The organism is Pinibacter soli (assembly GCF_029961145.1).
Taxonomy (GTDB): Bacteria; Bacteroidota; Bacteroidia; order Chitinophagales; family Chitinophagaceae; genus Pinibacter; species Pinibacter soli.
Genome location: NZ_JASBRG010000001.1, coordinates 528,221 through 543,786 on the forward strand (window position 1 = coordinate 528,221; position 15,566 = coordinate 543,786).

Sequence of the window (15,566 nt, forward strand, 5' to 3'; positions counted from 1 at the left end):
AACTTAAAATTAGAAGTTCAAAAACTTCAATCGGGATTAAGCGTATTTAATAATAATTGATTCGATAACGTTTGCAGCGTCTTCGCATTTATCAGTTACTGTTTCCAATACCTGGTAAATTTCTCTTTTCTTAATAACCTCTTTCGCGTCTGGTTCTGTTTCGAAAAGGCGATCGATGCTTAGATCGTAAATGTCATCAGCCTGGTTTTCGATGCTGTTTACTTTTACAAGTGCATCTGTGATCTGGCGCATGTTTTTCATGTCACGCAGTTCATGTACAGCATTTTTGATGTGCTCTGCACCCTGGTCGATCAGATCGGCCATTTTTTGAATGCCGGGATCGTTAGGATTTACTTTGTAAAAATTGATCTTTTTAGCTGCAGAAAAAATATAGTCAGCTATATCATCAAGTGAGCTGGCAAGATAGTGGATATCTTCCCTGTCAAACGGAGTGATAAAGTTTCTTCCGAGTTCGGTGAAAATTTTGTGTGTGAAGTCATCATTGATATGCTCCATGTCTTCCATACGGGAAATATAGGCGGCCCTTTTGTCAAAATCCGGTTCGGCAACGATCGTCTTTAACAATTTTCCCATTTGAGCTACTGTTACTGCCACTTCTTCAAACAAAGAGTAAAATACTTTGTCTTTTGGCATAAAAATTTTCATTACTGAGTTCAGGCCCATATATGATATAAAATTTGCGCAAAAATAAAGTTATTGATCAGGCTATATTCACAAATTCAGTTGGTAACAATTTCTTAATATAGAATTGACATTGAATATGTCGTCAAATATTAAAAAAATGTTACCATTCGTTTACAACGCTTAGAAAGTGAAAAAGGTTCGTGAAGGATCAATGGTGAATCGTGAATGGTTTGATTTTCAATCACATGAGCGGTCAATTCGTGCAAGATAAAAGGCTGTATGACTTTCTTAACTGTCCTGAGCCACCTCCCATTTGTTGAAGCCTTGATCCCATTTCAGAGTGTTAGATTCACAATTGACCATTCTCCTTTCACCATTCACGTTTCACAATTCCCATCATTCACGTAAACGTTTGCGAAACGTCTTGTACCGTCAGCAAATTCGCGCCACCTGAGCCTTTCCATTCACTCTTAATCTTTTACCACTCCCGATCTCTCGTCTTACAAACTATGATCAGCGCAACATTTTCTCCTTCCCACTTTCTCAAATTGCTTAAATTGCAAACTCTTACACACTTATAAAACAAACCATGAGTACTCCTCAATTCAACTTCGGCATGATCGGTCTGGGTGTAATGGGCAGAAACTTCCTGCTCAATATGGCAGACAACAAATTCAAGGTGATAGGCTTTGATAAAGACAGTCAAAAAACATCTGCATTGGAATCTTCCGCCACCCCGGGTACAACTGTAAAGGGTGTTGGTACCCTAAAGGAAATGATTGATTTACTGGAAATTCCCCGAAAGATTATGATGCTGGTTCCTGCCGGCAAACCTGTAGACGATGTTATTGAAGACCTTTTACCACTTGTTCAGCCGGGTGATATTATTATTGACGGAGGTAACTCTCATTACACTGACACACTTCGTCGTGTAAAATATCTGGAAGATAAAAAGATCCATTTCATCGGGATGGGCGTTTCCGGTGGTGAGCAAGGTGCAAGAACGGGCCCAAGCATTATGCCAGGCGGCGACCCTGTAGCTTACCCTGTGGTAAAGCCTATGCTGGAAGCTGTTGCGGCTAAAGTAAACGGCGTTCCTTGCGTAGCACACCTCGGCAGAGATGCTGCAGGCCACTATGTGAAAATGGTGCACAACGGTATCGAGTATTCCATCATGCAGCTAACCACTGAAATTTATGAAATGCTCCACAAAGGCCTTGGTCTTACAAATGACGAAATGCACAAGGTGTTCGCCGACTGGAACGCCGGTGATTTGCAGTCGTTTCTCATAGAAATTACAGCTGATATTTTCCTACAAAAAGATGATAAAACCAACAACCGTTTGGTGGACATGATCCTTGATAAAGCAGGTGCAAAAGGTACCGGTAAATGGACGTCACAGGATGCGATGGAAATTGGCGTTCCGATTCCTTCTATCGATATGGCTGTTACCATGCGTAACATTTCTGCTTTGAAAGAAGAACGCGTTCAGGCATCCGCTTTGTACAAACCTTCGGAAAAAGCTTTCCCTGAAAAAGAAGATTTCATCAAACAACTGCACGATGCAATGTTCATCGGCATGTTGATCAGCTATGCACAGGGTCTTGAATTGCTGACCAAAGCTTCTAACGAATGGAAAATGGAAATTCCAATGAAAGAAGTGGTGCGTGTATGGCGTGGTGGTTGTATCATCCGCTCTTCTTTATTGGAAGTATTTACAAGCGTTTACGGCCGCAACGAAAAAATTTCAAACATTCTGCTGGATAAAGAAATCGCAAACCTTCTTACAGGTAAACTTGCCAACCTTCGCAATGTTGTTTCCAAAGCAGCTTTGAATGGTTATGCAGCAAGCGGTTTGATGACAGTATTAAGCTACATCGACGCTTACACTTCCGATAGATTGCCAACAAATTTGTTGCAGGCACAACGCGATTACTTTGGCGCACACACCTACGAGCGTGTAGATGAGCCGGGTAAGTTCCATACGGAATGGGGGAAATAACTTCAGATTTGAAATTTGAGATTTGAGATTTTGCGAGGCTGCTAATTGATTTCGCAAATCGAAATTCAAGAATTTCAACTGTCAAATATCAAATTTCTAATCAAACTAATTATGCAAAATCATAAACGTCCGGCGTCTTCACTCATATTCATATTTGGAGGAAGTGGCGATTTGAATTTCAGAAAATTATCACCTGCTTTATATAATCTTTTTATTGACGAATGGATGCCTACAAAATTTTCAATTGTAGGTATTGGTCGTCGTCCATATAACAACGAAGACTACCGCAAACATTTATTGAACGGTGTTCAGCAATTCAGTAGAAGAAAAGAAGGAGAAACCGGTGCCGGTAAATGGCAGGACTTTTCCAAATATGTTAGCTACCTGCAAATGGATGCGGAACAAGATGCGGAATATCAAAAAATTGCCGACATCGTTAAAGAGAAAGAAAAAGAATTCGGTGAACATCCAAATGTTATTTTCTATCTCGCTGTAGCGCCACAGTTGGTTCCTGGCATCGTTAGCAAACTGGGACCATTGAATATTTGTGCCGATACGAAATGTACAAGAGTGGTGGTTGAAAAACCATTTGGCCACGATCTTGAAAGCGCACTTGAACTGAACAAGTTGCTTGCAAGCATGTTCGATGAAAAACAGATCTACCGCATTGACCACTATTTAGGTAAAGAAACTGTTCAGAACATTTTGGCGATGCGTTTTGCAAATGCATTGTTTGAACCAATCTGGAACAGAAACTATATCGATCACGTACAAATCACCGCATCTGAAACAGTAGGCGTTGAAGGCCGTGGCGATTACTATGAAAGAGCCGGTGCCTTGAGAGACATGGTGCAAAACCACATCCTGCAAATACTGTGTATGGTGGCAATGGAAGCGCCTGTAAACTTTGAGGCAGACGAGATCCGTAATAAAAAAGTGGACGTATTGAATGCTATCAGAAAAATAAACACAGAAGACGTTCACCGTTACGCTGTTCGCGGACAATACGGTGATGGCTGGATGCAAGGTGATAAAGTTCCCGGCTACGCACAGGAAAAAAGCGTGGACCCGAATTCTAAAACAGACACTTTTGCCGCAGTTAAATTCTACATTGATAACTGGCGCTGGCAGGGTGTTCCGTTCTATGTTCGCACGGGTAAACGCATGCACGAAAAAACGACCATCGTTACGGTTCAGTTCCGCCCGGCACCTAATTATGCATTCCCTGCAGAATCTGCTGATACATGGAGGCCAAACCGCCTTACCATCAGCATCGCTCCGGACATGGATATCCGTTTGCGTTTCCAGGCAAAACGTCCCGGTCAGGATATGACGTTGAAGCCTGTTGACATGATCTTTAGTTACAAAGACGCATATGAAGAGCATGAACCAGAAGCATACGAAACGTTGTTGCTGGATGTAATGGAAGGAAACGCAACTTTATTCATGCGCTCCGACCAGGTTCAGGCTTCATGGGAAATTATCAAACCTATTCAAGATACATGGGCTGCAAGACAACCGGTGGACTTCCCTAACTACGCTCCGGGTTCATGGGGACCTGAAGATGCAGAAGCATTGATCGCACGTGACGGAAGAAACTGGGTGACATTGCCTGCGCCACATAAAGAGTAGGAATTAGAAATTAGGAGTTAGGAATTGGTTGAGGTTTTCTCGGCCAATTCCTAACTCTTGCACTTTTCTAATTCCTAATTTCTAATTCCTAATTCCTGTTATGTTCTTACACAAGTTCCAAAGCGCCGACGCTCTAAGCAATGCTGCAGCGGCATGGATCACAGATTATATTGCTGATACTTTAAAAAAGCAAGACAGATTTACCATTGCTTTATCGGGAGGTTCTACTCCGTATAAACTGCATACTATTCTTGCGGCATCGCCGTACAAAGAAAAAATTGACTGGAGCAAGTTGCACATTTTCTGGGGAGATGAAAGAGCCGTTCCCTTTGAAGATAGCCGCAACAATGCAAAGATGGCGTATGATACTTTGCTTGATCATGTGTCTGTTCCTGCAGATCAAATTCACGTAATGCGCACAGACATTTCTCCGGAAGAATCTGCTATTGAATACGAAACAATTTTGCATCGCTATTTTGACAATACGGAAACCAGCTTCGATCTTGTATTACTCGGCATGGGTGATGACGGACACACACTCTCTCTGTTTCCGGGAACACCCGTTGTTCATGAAATAGAAAAATGGTGCGTCGCGTTTTTTCTGGAAGCCCAGGATATGTTCCGCATTACCATTACAAAATCGATTACAAATAAGGCAGCAAAAGTTGCGTTCCTAACTACAGGAGCAAACAAAGCGAATGCTTTAAAAGAAGTTTTGCAAGGGGCTTACAATCCAAATATGTATCCATCGCAGGAAATAAAACCTGTAGTGGGTGAGTTGCATTGGTTTGTGGATGAAGCGGCAGCCGCGCAGTTGTAATATTGCCACTGAAGCACAGAGAAAGAAGAAGGAAGACGATACACCTTGGTGATGAAAATTAATTGAAGGTTAAGAACCGACAAGTTTCTAAATACAAAAAAACATTTCTCTTTCACTCATTCTTTGTATTCTTCTCTGTGCCTCAGTGTTCTCTGTGGCAAATACTATAATATCCCACTCACACGCTATTACCACCACTTTTACCATTTATCTTTGCATAGAATTTTAAAGCACTAGTTTTAAGCCATCTATGAAAAGATATTTAATCCTGTTGTTCCTTATCTCTATTACCGTAACTGCTTTTTCACAAAAAAGAATAACAGGAACCATTAAGGGAAAAATTGTTGACACCACTTATAAACAGTCGATGGCAGATGCAACTGTATCTGTAGTGACAGCGTTTGACTCCACCTCAGTTGATTATGCGGTTGCCGATGTAAAAGGCAATTTTGAGATAACAGACATTCATGCAGGCAAATACCGCCTGCTCATTTCATTCCAGGGATATAACACTTACCAGAAAGCGTTTTCGATAACTACCAACCAACAGGTGATCGATCTTGGTTTTATTTACATGACCAAACGTGTTGATCTATTAAAAGAAGTAGTGGTAGAACGACCTCCTATCATTATTAAAAACGATACGGTCGAATTCAATGCGTCTTCTTTCAAGACAAAACCATATGCAACGGTTGAGGATCTTATCAAAAAACTGCCGGGCATGCAGGTTGACAAAGATGGTAACATAAAAGCACAGGGCGAGCAAATACAAAAAGTATATGTAGACGGAAAAGAATTTTTCGGCAGCGATCCAAAGATCGCAACGAAAAACCTTACTGCCGACATGGTGGAAAGTGTGCAGGTATACGACGACATGAGCGATCAGGCGAAGTTTACAAAGATTGATGATGGCAGCCGACAAAAAACGATCAACATCAAATTGAAGAAGGATCGCAAGAAAGGATTGTTTGGAAAAATAAATGCAGGCATTGGCACGGATGGAAGGTATGATGAATCATTAAGCGCAAACAGTTTCTACGGGCCAAGACAAATCTCCATTATCGGTGCGGGAAACAACGTAAACAAGCAGGGCTTTTCGCTTAACGATGTCATCGGCTCAATGGGCGGTTTTGGCGGAATGGCGGCTGCAGCCGGAGGCAACAATGGCGGCGGTGGTTTTGGCGGCGGCGGTGGTTTTGGCGGCGGCGGTGGTTTTGGAGCAGCCGGTTCGCAAATGGTGGCCACTACAAGAACCGGAACCGCAGTGAACAGTGGCGGCGCACTTGGACTTGGAAGCTCACCTGGAGGCAACATTACGTCATGGTCGGGCGGCGTGAACTATCGCGATACATGGAGTAAAAAAGTGGAAGCGAATGGAAGTTATTTTTTTGCTCACACAGATAATATAGTGGATCAGCATTCTTACACGCAATCATTTTTCCCTAATGATTCTGTATCCAATCAAACAGATAATTTAAACTCAGTAAACCGCAATCAAAACCATCGCTTCAATTTTAGAATTGAGTACCAGATCGATTCGTTGAATTCAATTTTATACACGCCAGGTTTTACCGTTCAAAACTCAAGCGGCCATAGCGATGATAGTTTGTACACTATTTCCCAAAGCCCAAAATTCAATGAAGGTTATCTCGCTTTGATCGGAAGAAATTACAACTCAACAGATCGCGAGGGCTATAACATCAACAACAACATTTTGTATCGCCGCAAGCTGAATAAACCGGGAAGAACATTGACACTCGGCTGGAACAACACTATCAATAAAAGCGATGGCAGTGGCTTGAATCAATCGCCTTATCTTTTCTTTAATCCGGATTCTACGTTTAAAGGCAAGCGTGACGTGAACCAGCAAACCAGTCAAAAAACGGATGGTCACAACAACGTGCTGAGTGGTTCCTATACAGAACCGATTGGCAACAATAAGATCGTTGAGATCAACTATGCATATACCAACAATCAAAGCACGTCTGATAAAAAGACCTACGACTATGATTCGTTGACGTTGAAGTATGATAGTTTAAATCCTTTGCTAACAAACTATTTTGAGAACAGTTATATCGCAAATCGTGTGGGGGCAAATTTCCGTTTGCAAAAGAAGAAATACAACTTACAAGTTGGCGGCGGCGTGCAGTTTGCCACACAGCAAAGTAATAGCCATTTGTACACCACACAAAAAGATTCAATTACCACGCAGCATTTTGTAAACTTCTTCCCTACTGCAAGTTTTAACTACAATTACGGCAAGGGCAGAAATCTCAGGGTAAACTATCGTGGAAGAACAAATGCGCCAAGTATTTCGCAATTGCAGAACGTTCCGGATTTGAGCAATCCTTTGCAAATACGCACCGGTAATCCAGCGCTAAAACAAGAATTCAATAATAATCTGAATCTTACGTACAATACGTTCAATCTGGCCACGGCAAAGTACATGGCGGTAAGCGTCAATGTTAGCAATACTTCCAACAAAATAAGCAACAGCATCGACTCCATTTCCAATTCGGTTCAACTGATAAAACCGGTTAACGTTAATGGCGCATACAACACAATGGGATTTGTTACGTTTGGCTTGCCTGTAAAGAAGCTTAAAGGCGCGATGGTCAATCTTACTTCAATTCTTATTTACAACCGCGATATAAGTCTCCTATACAGCGAAAAGAACATTTTGAATACATGGATCGCTACGCAAGGCGCCGGCTTCAATTATAACTATAAGGACAAGCTGGATGTTGGGGTGAACCTGAACGTTACTTACAACAATGTATCGTACTCCGTTCAAAAGAATTTGAATTCAAATTATTGGTCCCAGACTTATTCTGCTGATGTTACCTACACTTTCCCACATGGTATTATGCTGGGCAGCGATTTCGACTATTTCGTGAATACCGGTCGCTCCGATGGATTCAATCAGAATGTTCCCATGTGGAACGCCAATATCGGCAAACAGCTTTTTAAGAAGAAAAATGGCGTGATCAAACTCGCCGTAATGGATATTCTTAAGCAGAACCAAAGCATCACAAGAACCACCACGCAAAACTATATCCAGGATACCCGTACAAATGTGCTGCAGCGCTATTTCATGCTAAGCTTTATTTACAACTTCAATAAGTTTGGAGCGAATCCAATCAACAACATGTTCATGCCGAAGTCGTTTAAGAAGAGTATGGATAATATCAGGATTATGAATTGAGTGGAGAGTTGAAAATTGAGAGTCGAGGGCCTTGTTGAATGGAACCCAAGTAGGACATTAAAACAACAAAGTCGGCACTACACGCGCCGACCTCTGCTTTTCATTAATCCATGAAACACCTAAAAAAAGTTATTGTTGTTGTTTTTTCTGTTGCCTGCGCTCCATAATCTCCCGTTGCGCCATTGCATTGAATTCCTTGTCAGCTTTAAAAAACTGATTCACTCTTTCATCAGACAACACCGTCTGAAACTGTGATTTATATTTTTTTCTTACCTCTACAATTTTTTCCTCCAGCGCCACTTCATCTCCGCCTCTGTTTTGTATGTATACTTCTCTTATCTCTGCGGCATATTTGTTATAAATCGGCCAGAACTTTTGCGCTTCTTCGGTCGTCAGGTTTACTTTATTGGTTATGTAAGCGATTTTCATCGCTTCAATCTTACTGCCAGGACGGGGTTGCTTATCCTGAGCATGAAGGATTGTGATCAAAAAAGAAAAAGTTAGTAATAGTAAAAATTTTTTCATCGTCATTAATTGTGCTAAGATAATTTATCTTTTTAAAGATCAGTTATACTTAGTTCGTAATAGCCTTTGTACCTGTCTGTTCGTATAAGTATTGTTGTAATTCGGCATCGGGAATATCAGCCAGCATATATTTCACATCATCATCAGCCAATTGAGTGCTGTCAGTATAAAGTGCCAGGCTTCCGCTCAGGGTGTTCTTTTCTACAAAGTTGTTCAGATCACTGTCGCTAATGGCCTTCACTTCTTTTTCAATCGCTGCAATGCCTCCATTTGTTGGTGTTGGTTTATTTCCCCAAAACAACCAGCCGGCAATAAACACAAAACCAATTATTGCGGCAGCAGCAGCATATTTGGAAATATTATTGGAGAAATTACCTTTTATAACTTTTGCCTGTGTCGGTGCTGTCGTTTTTTCAATCATTAATTCTTTGAAAATCGCACCAGGCAATGTTTCAAAATACCCCCCGGGCACAGTATATGTTTGCTTGTGTTTCAGATCTTCTAAGAAGGTTGGAAGATTTTCCAATTCGCTGTTCACGAAATCTATTGCATTTGCACCTGCCAGAACATTGTTTGAAAAATCTTTGAAATAATCTTCGTTTATTTCGTAAGGCGTTTTTTTAGGAATGCTATTGAGCAAAGGAGATAATGATTGTAACTCAGCGGACACAGATTCATATTGCTCGTTGGCAATCATTTCCATAATAATATCCGGCAGTTTGTCAAAATATCCTGCTGGAACCTCGTAAGGCATTTGGCGGGAAATGTTTGTAACAACGGGGCTAATTTCAAATAATTCGTTCAATATGTACCTGTCACGTGTCATAACTGTTTATAAGATGTCTTTTTTCACCATGGGTTTAATGGTTCAGGATATAATCTTCGATTTTTTTCACGGCGTGGTGATAAGAAGCCTTTAAAGCGCCTTCGGATGTCTCCAAAACGCGGCTCATTTCTTCATAGGGCATCTCATCATAATAGCGCAAGTTAAAAACAACTCGTTGCTTTTCAGGTAGTTGCTGAATAGCCAACTGAAGTTTCCATTCCAGCTTATTGGCGTCAAAGCCTTTGTCTGCCTTAATCCGGTTACTCAGGCTCGATTCTACGTCATCAAAGGATACCGTCGCCTTCTTCTTTTGCAATTCAAGGAATGAAAGGCACTCATTGGTAGCAATCCTGTATAACCATGTATAAAGCTGTGAATCTTCGCGGAAATTGTCAAGCCCTTTCCAGATCCTTATAAAAACGTTTTGCAAAACATCATTGGCGTCTTCATGCTCCACCACCATTCTTCTGATGTGCCAATAGAGTTTTTCCTGATATTTTTTAATTATTGCCGCAAATGCCTTTTCCCGGGTTTCAGGATTATGGAATTGTAACAGCAATTCATTGTCATGCAGAATAATTGCCATAGATTAAGTTGCTCGTTAAGCAATTTGATTTAATTGACTTCTAAAATAGTGTTTGGTTTAAGACTCTGGCAAATTAAAGCCAATATTAGATAATTAAGAATTAGGAATTAACAATTAAGAATTCCTTCTGTGATGCATTTTCAATCTACATCTGGCTTTGTCCCGTTGTTACAATAACATGAAAATAGGAACAATTGTAAAGAATCTCACACCTGGACAATTCTTAATTCTTAATTGCCTTGTAGGCATTTGTATTAATTCAGTTTAAATAAAAAAAGGGGCCAGGATAAAAATCCAGCCCCGTTTTTAAAATCCAATATCCTATGAAAAACCGTTGTAAAAATACCAAATGGAATGCAAAAAAAAATACCCACAAGTGGGTATTTTTTCATTATTAGTTATTTATCTAACTTTTATTAGTAAGACCACAGGTCCTGCTCGTAGTTAAAGATTTTCTCTTTAATGTTTTCGCCTTCCAGCAAACGCAGTATGTCATCTTTTACATAACCGCTGATGTATTGATCCATCGGGTTATCGATAGTAGATTTAATAATTCTGCTTGCAAACATACGGCTTTCGAAAAGCTCTTCCCAGCTCATTCTTGCACCATAGTTTTTACCATTGTAAGCTTCAAATTTCGCTAACATTGGACGTAAGTCAGGATAGTAAACCCAGAAGATTGGAGTCACATCTCTGAAAGATCCATCAGTATTTTTGATGGTTTTCAAAGGAGCGATACCTAAAATTCTTGTATAAAGACGTGAAGATTCTTTGTCAAATACAACTTCTTCCTTTACCCAGTATTTTTCAACTGCTTCAGGATCGAATTGTTCTACGATTACAGAATCTTTAGTGATACCTTTTGAACCATCAGGATCCAAAGCCCAGTTAGGGATCTGCACAACTTTAGGTTTTCCTACAAGCTGCTCAGTAATTTCTTTGATCGTGATTGGAGTGGTAAAACGATCATCAATAGCGCTGAATGCAGTAACATCGCCGCTTTTAATGCTTGCCAGCAAAATGTTGATGAAACGTTGGTTACCGTTATCGTCGTCAGCTTTGTAAACGAACGGAAGGTTCATTTTCTCGTGAACGTCCAGTTCTCTCCAAACTCTCTGGCGATAAACCGCATCATCCTCACGGATATGCTCATATGCCAAAGGTGTTCTGTCTTTTACAAGTTGGCGTTCTACTGCGTTATCGTTACGCAGTGATTTGCGAACTACAGGCAGATCCAACTGTGCCTCTGGAAGAGGTGCAGTCGTATCTTTAGCCGGAGCTGTATTAATAGCCGTTTGAGTATTATTCTTACTGGTTGTAGTAGGTTTTTTCTTGGCAGTAGAAGTGCTACGTTTTGTAGTCGTACGCTTCTTAGCTTGTGCGTCAACAACATTTGTTGTCATCGCCAATACTACTGCTAACAAACTCAACCGGATGATGGATTTCTTCATAATCGTCTTTTCTATTATTTCAAGTTAAAGAAGATCCCAGGAAGTTCCCTTGTTTTGCCATCGGGACCTTTCACACGAATCTGATCAAAAAATATTGAGCTACCCGGAGTTGCACGTGTTATGATATCGGCAGCTTTACCAGTCCAGCGCGGACCTTCGTTTGCAGCTTCCTGATAGGTACCGAATGCACCACCGTTTGCGCCTAATTTATAGCTAAGTACTTCAAATTTTACGTCGAACTCTGATTCCAGCAAGCGGGCAAACATACCACCCTGAGCTTTAAACAATGCAGATGAAATTGAACCGCCTTTGTTTGTACCAACCATTGCAGTTGGGTCAGGAAGGATTTTACAACGCATTGGGAATGATGAAGTTTTTCCGTCAACAGTTACTCTTACTTCAGCAGGACCAGCTTGTGTTGGTTTAGCAACATAACCGTCGCCGCCTGTAGAAGAGATTGAACCTCCGGTGAAAGAAACCTGCATCTTTTCTCTACCAGCAGAACCAGCAGATACTCTTAATGGGTTCTCAACACCAATGTACATTACGTTCATTTTTTCAAGGAACACTGATGCACCTGAAGGTTGACCAACTGTGTACTTAATAGTCTTAGTTAATGTACCTGTAGAACCATCTGGTTTCACGTAATTGATATTTACGTTTACGCTTTGTTCGCCTACACCACTAACTTGTTTTTTGAACACTGCAAGACCGTCAGAATTTAAAGGAACAGCAGCTCCGTTAATTGTAACTGTAGGTTTAGCAGATTTGCTATATGCACCGATACCGGCAGATACTTCAAGCTCCTGGCCAGGCATCAGGTAAGTTGAACTTGTTCCTACCAATGGTTGGAATTCATCGAACACAACTTTTACAGACCCTACACGGCTTAAACAATAATCTGCCACCTGAGCTTCAGAATTCTTAACGTCATTTTGGAATTTGCTAAGAATTGTCAACGCAGCAATTGTTGGCGTCATGTGGAAATAAGCCTGTGTCCAGTTGTTGTTTGAGTTACCAGATTTAGAAGCTGGGATTGACAAATCAAGAGGCAAACTCTTAGTCAATCTTTCTTTTTCTTCAGTAACTTCTTTTTGCAATACAGGATCGTTTGCGAATTTGCTAGGATCAAGTACGTTCAAAAGATCAGCTTTGAATTTAGTCAGTTTCTCCTGAAGCTTAGGACCTTCACCTTTAGTGTCGAATAATCTTGAAGGAGCATCAATGTTGTCCTCTTTGAATTCTTCAACACCATCTTGCATGTGCAGGCCAGACTCTTGTTTCAGAGTAGTCTTCAAGCCATCCAGATAGCTGCTCATGTCTGCAGATAACTTTTGAGCGTCAGCAGCAAGAGGTTGCCACAATTTTGCTTTTTCAGCAGTTTGCGGATCTTTTGCCAATGCCTCAAATGAAGAGTATACTGATTTATTTTTTTCGTCAATAACGCCGTTCGCGGTACTGATACTGTTGTTTACGGTTCTGAAGGCATTCAGGATCTCCGCTGATACGTTCAGTGCCAGCAATGCTGTAAGCACCAAATACATCATGTTGATCATCTTCTGCCTGGGCTCCTTAGGTAAAGCCATGGATAATGATTTTTAGAAATTAAGAATCCTGTTTAAATACAAACTAATGTTAATGGTATAAGGTAGACGCTATAAATTATCTGCCTTGCATTGCGCTTAACATGTTACCATAAACCTGGTTAAGGTTGCCAAGGTTTTTCGCCAGCAATGAAATTTGCTCTTGAGTTTTCTTAGCATCTTCTACAGAACCTGACATTGCTTGAGAAGCTTTAGACAAGTTGCCATAGAAAGCGTTCATTGCTTTCAGGTGGTTGTTGGTATCTTGTAATTCTAATTCATAAATGGTGTTCAAAGAAGACAAGTTTTTAGTCAAAACCTGTACCTGACCGTGGAACTGTTTTGTAGATTCAGAAGCCTCGTTGAAAGACTGCATTGTAGCAGCAGATTTCAAGTAAGCATCTTTCATGCTACCCAAAGCAGCAGAAGCTTCTTTAGTTTTTACAGCGTAATCGCTTGTAGCAGTAACTACATCGCTTGCATCTTTAATTTGATTTACTGTAGTACCTAATTTGTTGAAGCTTTCGCCCAATTTTTTCAAGTTAGCAGGAGTGATGTCAGCCTCTTGCATCATTTTGTCCAAACCTTGCAAAGCAGGGTTACCAGAACTTGCGCCACCTGCCATTTTAGGCAAAGCTTCTGCGATGGCAGCCATTTCACCACCTGGAGGCGGTAAGAATGCATATACTATAAAGATCAAAGCTTCTGTTAATAGACCTACGGTCAACATAAAGTCTGCGATTGGCTTGTGCAGGATTTTTGCCCAAGCTCCGAAGATTACAACTGCTGCACCCACGCACACAATTACGTTAACTATTCTTTCTGTTGATTTTGATGCTCCCGCCATAATATTTTAATTTTTAAGGTTTAATTTTTAAAATGGGTTTAGGAATATTGATTTTAATTAATAACGTGTTCTTGTTACGAAAATTTTGTAAATACTATTTTTTATTTATTTACGACCCTGCATTGGAGGAAGGTCAATCAAGCAGCGGAAACCAATGTAAGACTTAGTTGTATCCTGGTACTCGTATGCACGTGTACCTGTTTGAAGGAAGTAACCCACATCTTTCCAGCTACCACCGCGAATAACTTTACGTTTCATACGTGGAGGATCTGAATCCTTAGCGTTGTAGCGGATATCTGGGTTCATATCGTGCTGGAAGTTGTAGCCACCTTCATAATATAAAGAAGAGGTCCATTCTGCTACGTTACCTGCCATGTTATATAAACCGAAGTCGTTAGGCCAGTAAGCATCTGCGCGTACAGTGTAGAAACCGCCATCTTCAGGATAGTTACCGCGACCAGGTTTAAAGTTTGCCAGTAGACAACCTTTTTTGTTTCTCAGGTAGTAGTTACCCCAAGGGAACATAGATTGTGAACGGCCACCTCTTGCAGCGTATTCCCACTCAGCTTCTGTTGGAAGTCTGAAGTCAGATTCAGCAGCTCTGCCTTTAGAAGTAAGGAAGCCATTCAGGTACATTGTGCGCCATTCGCAAAATGCAGTAGCCTGAACCCAGCTAACACCTACAACAGGATAGTTGCCAAACGCGGGGTGAGAGTAGTAGCGTTTTGTCATTGGTTCGTTGTAAGAATAAGAGAAGTCTCTAATCCAAACCAATGTATCAGGATAAATTCTGATATCTTTTTTAACGATGAATTTAGAACGAGGTACACCGGCATTTTCGCGACGGGTAGCTTCTTTGGTATCAAAAGTTTCTGAGTGGAAGATCAACTTCGCAGCATCGATTTCTTTTTTACCGAAAATGCGGTTTTCCGGAGAAACGATCATTTGGTCGATCTTTTCAATCGTTGCCTTATCGTTCCATTTGATAGTTTTTGCTTTTACCCAATCAATGTGTTCAGTACCGTCATTCTTGTCCTGCTTAACAAAACCCATGAGTTTTGCGGCAGTAGAATCTCGTACCCAGTTGGTGAACTGGCGGTACTCATTATTGGTAATCTCAGTGGCATCCATCCAGAAGCCATTGATTGAAATCTGCTTATTACGCGCAGTGTATGCGTAGTTTATATCCTCGTCACTTGGACCCATGTGAAAGGTTCCCGGTGGAATATAAACCATTCCCGGTGGCTTAGGCATTATATACTTACTGCCTGGGGCTACGCCATGTAACTGACCATCAACAGGCAAAGCGCCTTTTGACTTTCCAGCTTTCCCGCAACTCGCCAGCATAGACACTGCCGCAAGTGCTATTACAGTGGTAAGGTTTCTCATTTTCATAACATTAAAGGGTATTGGGCAAAAATAATATTTTGTCAACATCTCTTTT

At 40.9% G+C, this 15,566-nt stretch carries 12 protein-coding genes; 4 read left to right on the plus strand and 8 right to left on the minus strand.

Translation table 11 applies throughout. From position 1 onward, the window contains the following. Positions 1 to 36: 36 nt before the first annotated feature. A complete protein-coding gene (locus tag QJ048_RS02030; RefSeq protein WP_282332660.1) occupies positions 37 to 654 on the minus strand; it encodes a DUF47 domain-containing protein in 618 nt (205 codons plus the stop codon). 580 nt (positions 655 to 1,234) lie between these two features. Between QJ048_RS02030 and gndA the strand changes: the two genes are divergently transcribed. The 4 genes from gndA (at position 1,235) to QJ048_RS02050 (ending at position 8,304) form a co-directional block, all read left to right on the plus strand. After that, complete coding sequence (gndA, locus tag QJ048_RS02035) at positions 1,235 to 2,647, plus strand: NADP-dependent phosphogluconate dehydrogenase (RefSeq protein WP_282332661.1); 1,413 nt, start codon at positions 1,235 to 1,237, stop codon at positions 2,645 to 2,647. A 111-nt stretch (positions 2,648 to 2,758) separates the two neighbouring features. Then, on the plus strand, positions 2,759 to 4,279 hold the full coding sequence (gene zwf / locus QJ048_RS02040; RefSeq protein WP_282332662.1) for a glucose-6-phosphate dehydrogenase: 1,521 nt from the start codon (positions 2,759 to 2,761) through the stop codon (positions 4,277 to 4,279). Between the two features lie 100 nt (positions 4,280 to 4,379). Then, positions 4,380 to 5,099 carry a 6-phosphogluconolactonase gene (gene pgl / locus QJ048_RS02045; RefSeq protein ID WP_282332663.1) on the plus strand — a complete coding sequence of 240 codons (720 nt, stop codon included), beginning with the start codon at positions 4,380 to 4,382 and terminating at the stop codon, positions 5,097 to 5,099. A gap of 250 nt (positions 5,100 to 5,349) precedes the next feature. After that, on the plus strand, positions 5,350 to 8,304 hold the full coding sequence (locus QJ048_RS02050; protein WP_282332664.1) for a TonB-dependent receptor: 2,955 nt from the start codon (positions 5,350 to 5,352) through the stop codon (positions 8,302 to 8,304). Between the two features lie 129 nt (positions 8,305 to 8,433). Here the strand turns inward: QJ048_RS02050 and QJ048_RS02055 are convergent, their stop codons facing one another. From QJ048_RS02055 to porK, 7 genes are all read right to left on the minus strand, one after another. Then, positions 8,434 to 8,829: a hypothetical protein gene (locus tag QJ048_RS02055; protein ID WP_282332665.1), complete on the minus strand. Its 396-nt coding sequence runs from the start codon at positions 8,827 to 8,829 to the stop codon at positions 8,434 to 8,436. 49 nt (positions 8,830 to 8,878) lie between these two features. After that, on the minus strand, positions 8,879 to 9,655 hold the full coding sequence (locus QJ048_RS02060) for a hypothetical protein (RefSeq protein ID WP_282332666.1): 777 nt from the start codon (positions 9,653 to 9,655) through the stop codon (positions 8,879 to 8,881). Between the two features lie 34 nt (positions 9,656 to 9,689). Continuing rightward, the gene (locus QJ048_RS02065) at positions 9,690 to 10,241 is read right to left on the minus strand and encodes an RNA polymerase sigma factor (RefSeq protein ID WP_282332667.1); all 552 of its coding nucleotides are present in this window, start codon (positions 10,239 to 10,241) and stop codon (positions 9,690 to 9,692) included. 416 nt (positions 10,242 to 10,657) lie between these two features. Continuing rightward, entirely contained in the window at positions 10,658 to 11,692 is a 1,035-nt protein-coding gene (porN, locus tag QJ048_RS02070; RefSeq protein ID WP_282332668.1) for a type IX secretion system ring subunit PorN/GldN, read from the minus strand. A gap of 14 nt (positions 11,693 to 11,706) precedes the next feature. Beyond that, entirely contained in the window at positions 11,707 to 13,278 is a 1,572-nt protein-coding gene (gene porM / locus QJ048_RS02075; RefSeq protein ID WP_282332669.1) for a type IX secretion system motor protein PorM/GldM, read from the minus strand. Between the two features lie 76 nt (positions 13,279 to 13,354). After that, positions 13,355 to 14,122 (minus strand): type IX secretion system motor protein PorL/GldL, encoded by a 768-nt coding sequence (gene porL, locus QJ048_RS02080; protein WP_282332670.1) that lies wholly within the window; start codon positions 14,120 to 14,122, stop codon positions 13,355 to 13,357. A gap of 105 nt (positions 14,123 to 14,227) precedes the next feature. Further along, complete coding sequence (gene porK / locus QJ048_RS02085) at positions 14,228 to 15,511, minus strand: T9SS ring complex lipoprotein PorK/GldK (RefSeq protein ID WP_282332671.1); 1,284 nt, start codon at positions 15,509 to 15,511, stop codon at positions 14,228 to 14,230. Positions 15,512 to 15,566 lie beyond the last annotated feature (55 nt).

What these genes read in the sequence shown, in the direction of transcription:
- gndA (WP_282332661.1), top strand. Translation starts at nt 1,235, where the DNA reads ATGAGTACTCCTCAATTCAACTTCGGCATGATCGGTCTGGGTGTAATG.
- QJ048_RS02030 (WP_282332660.1), bottom strand. Translation starts at nt 654, where the DNA reads ATGCCAAAAGACAAAGTATTTTACTCTTTGTTTGAAGAAGTGGCAGTA.
- QJ048_RS02060 (WP_282332666.1), bottom strand. Translation starts at nt 9,655, where the DNA reads ATGACACGTGACAGGTACATATTGAACGAATTATTTGAAATTAGCCCC.
- porN (WP_282332668.1), bottom strand. Translation starts at nt 11,692, where the DNA reads ATGAAGAAATCCATCATCCGGTTGAGTTTGTTAGCAGTAGTATTGGCG.
- QJ048_RS02055 (WP_282332665.1), bottom strand. Translation starts at nt 8,829, where the DNA reads ATGAAAAAATTTTTACTATTACTAACTTTTTCTTTTTTGATCACAATC.
- QJ048_RS02065 (WP_282332667.1), bottom strand. Translation starts at nt 10,241, where the DNA reads ATGGCAATTATTCTGCATGACAATGAATTGCTGTTACAATTCCATAAT.
- porL (WP_282332670.1), bottom strand. Translation starts at nt 14,122, where the DNA reads ATGGCGGGAGCATCAAAATCAACAGAAAGAATAGTTAACGTAATTGTG.
- porM (WP_282332669.1), bottom strand. Translation starts at nt 13,278, where the DNA reads ATGGCTTTACCTAAGGAGCCCAGGCAGAAGATGATCAACATGATGTAT.
- zwf (WP_282332662.1), top strand. Translation starts at nt 2,759, where the DNA reads ATGCAAAATCATAAACGTCCGGCGTCTTCACTCATATTCATATTTGGA.
- pgl (WP_282332663.1), top strand. Translation starts at nt 4,380, where the DNA reads ATGTTCTTACACAAGTTCCAAAGCGCCGACGCTCTAAGCAATGCTGCA.
- QJ048_RS02050 (WP_282332664.1), top strand. Translation starts at nt 5,350, where the DNA reads ATGAAAAGATATTTAATCCTGTTGTTCCTTATCTCTATTACCGTAACT.
- porK (WP_282332671.1), bottom strand. Translation starts at nt 15,511, where the DNA reads ATGAGAAACCTTACCACTGTAATAGCACTTGCGGCAGTGTCTATGCTG.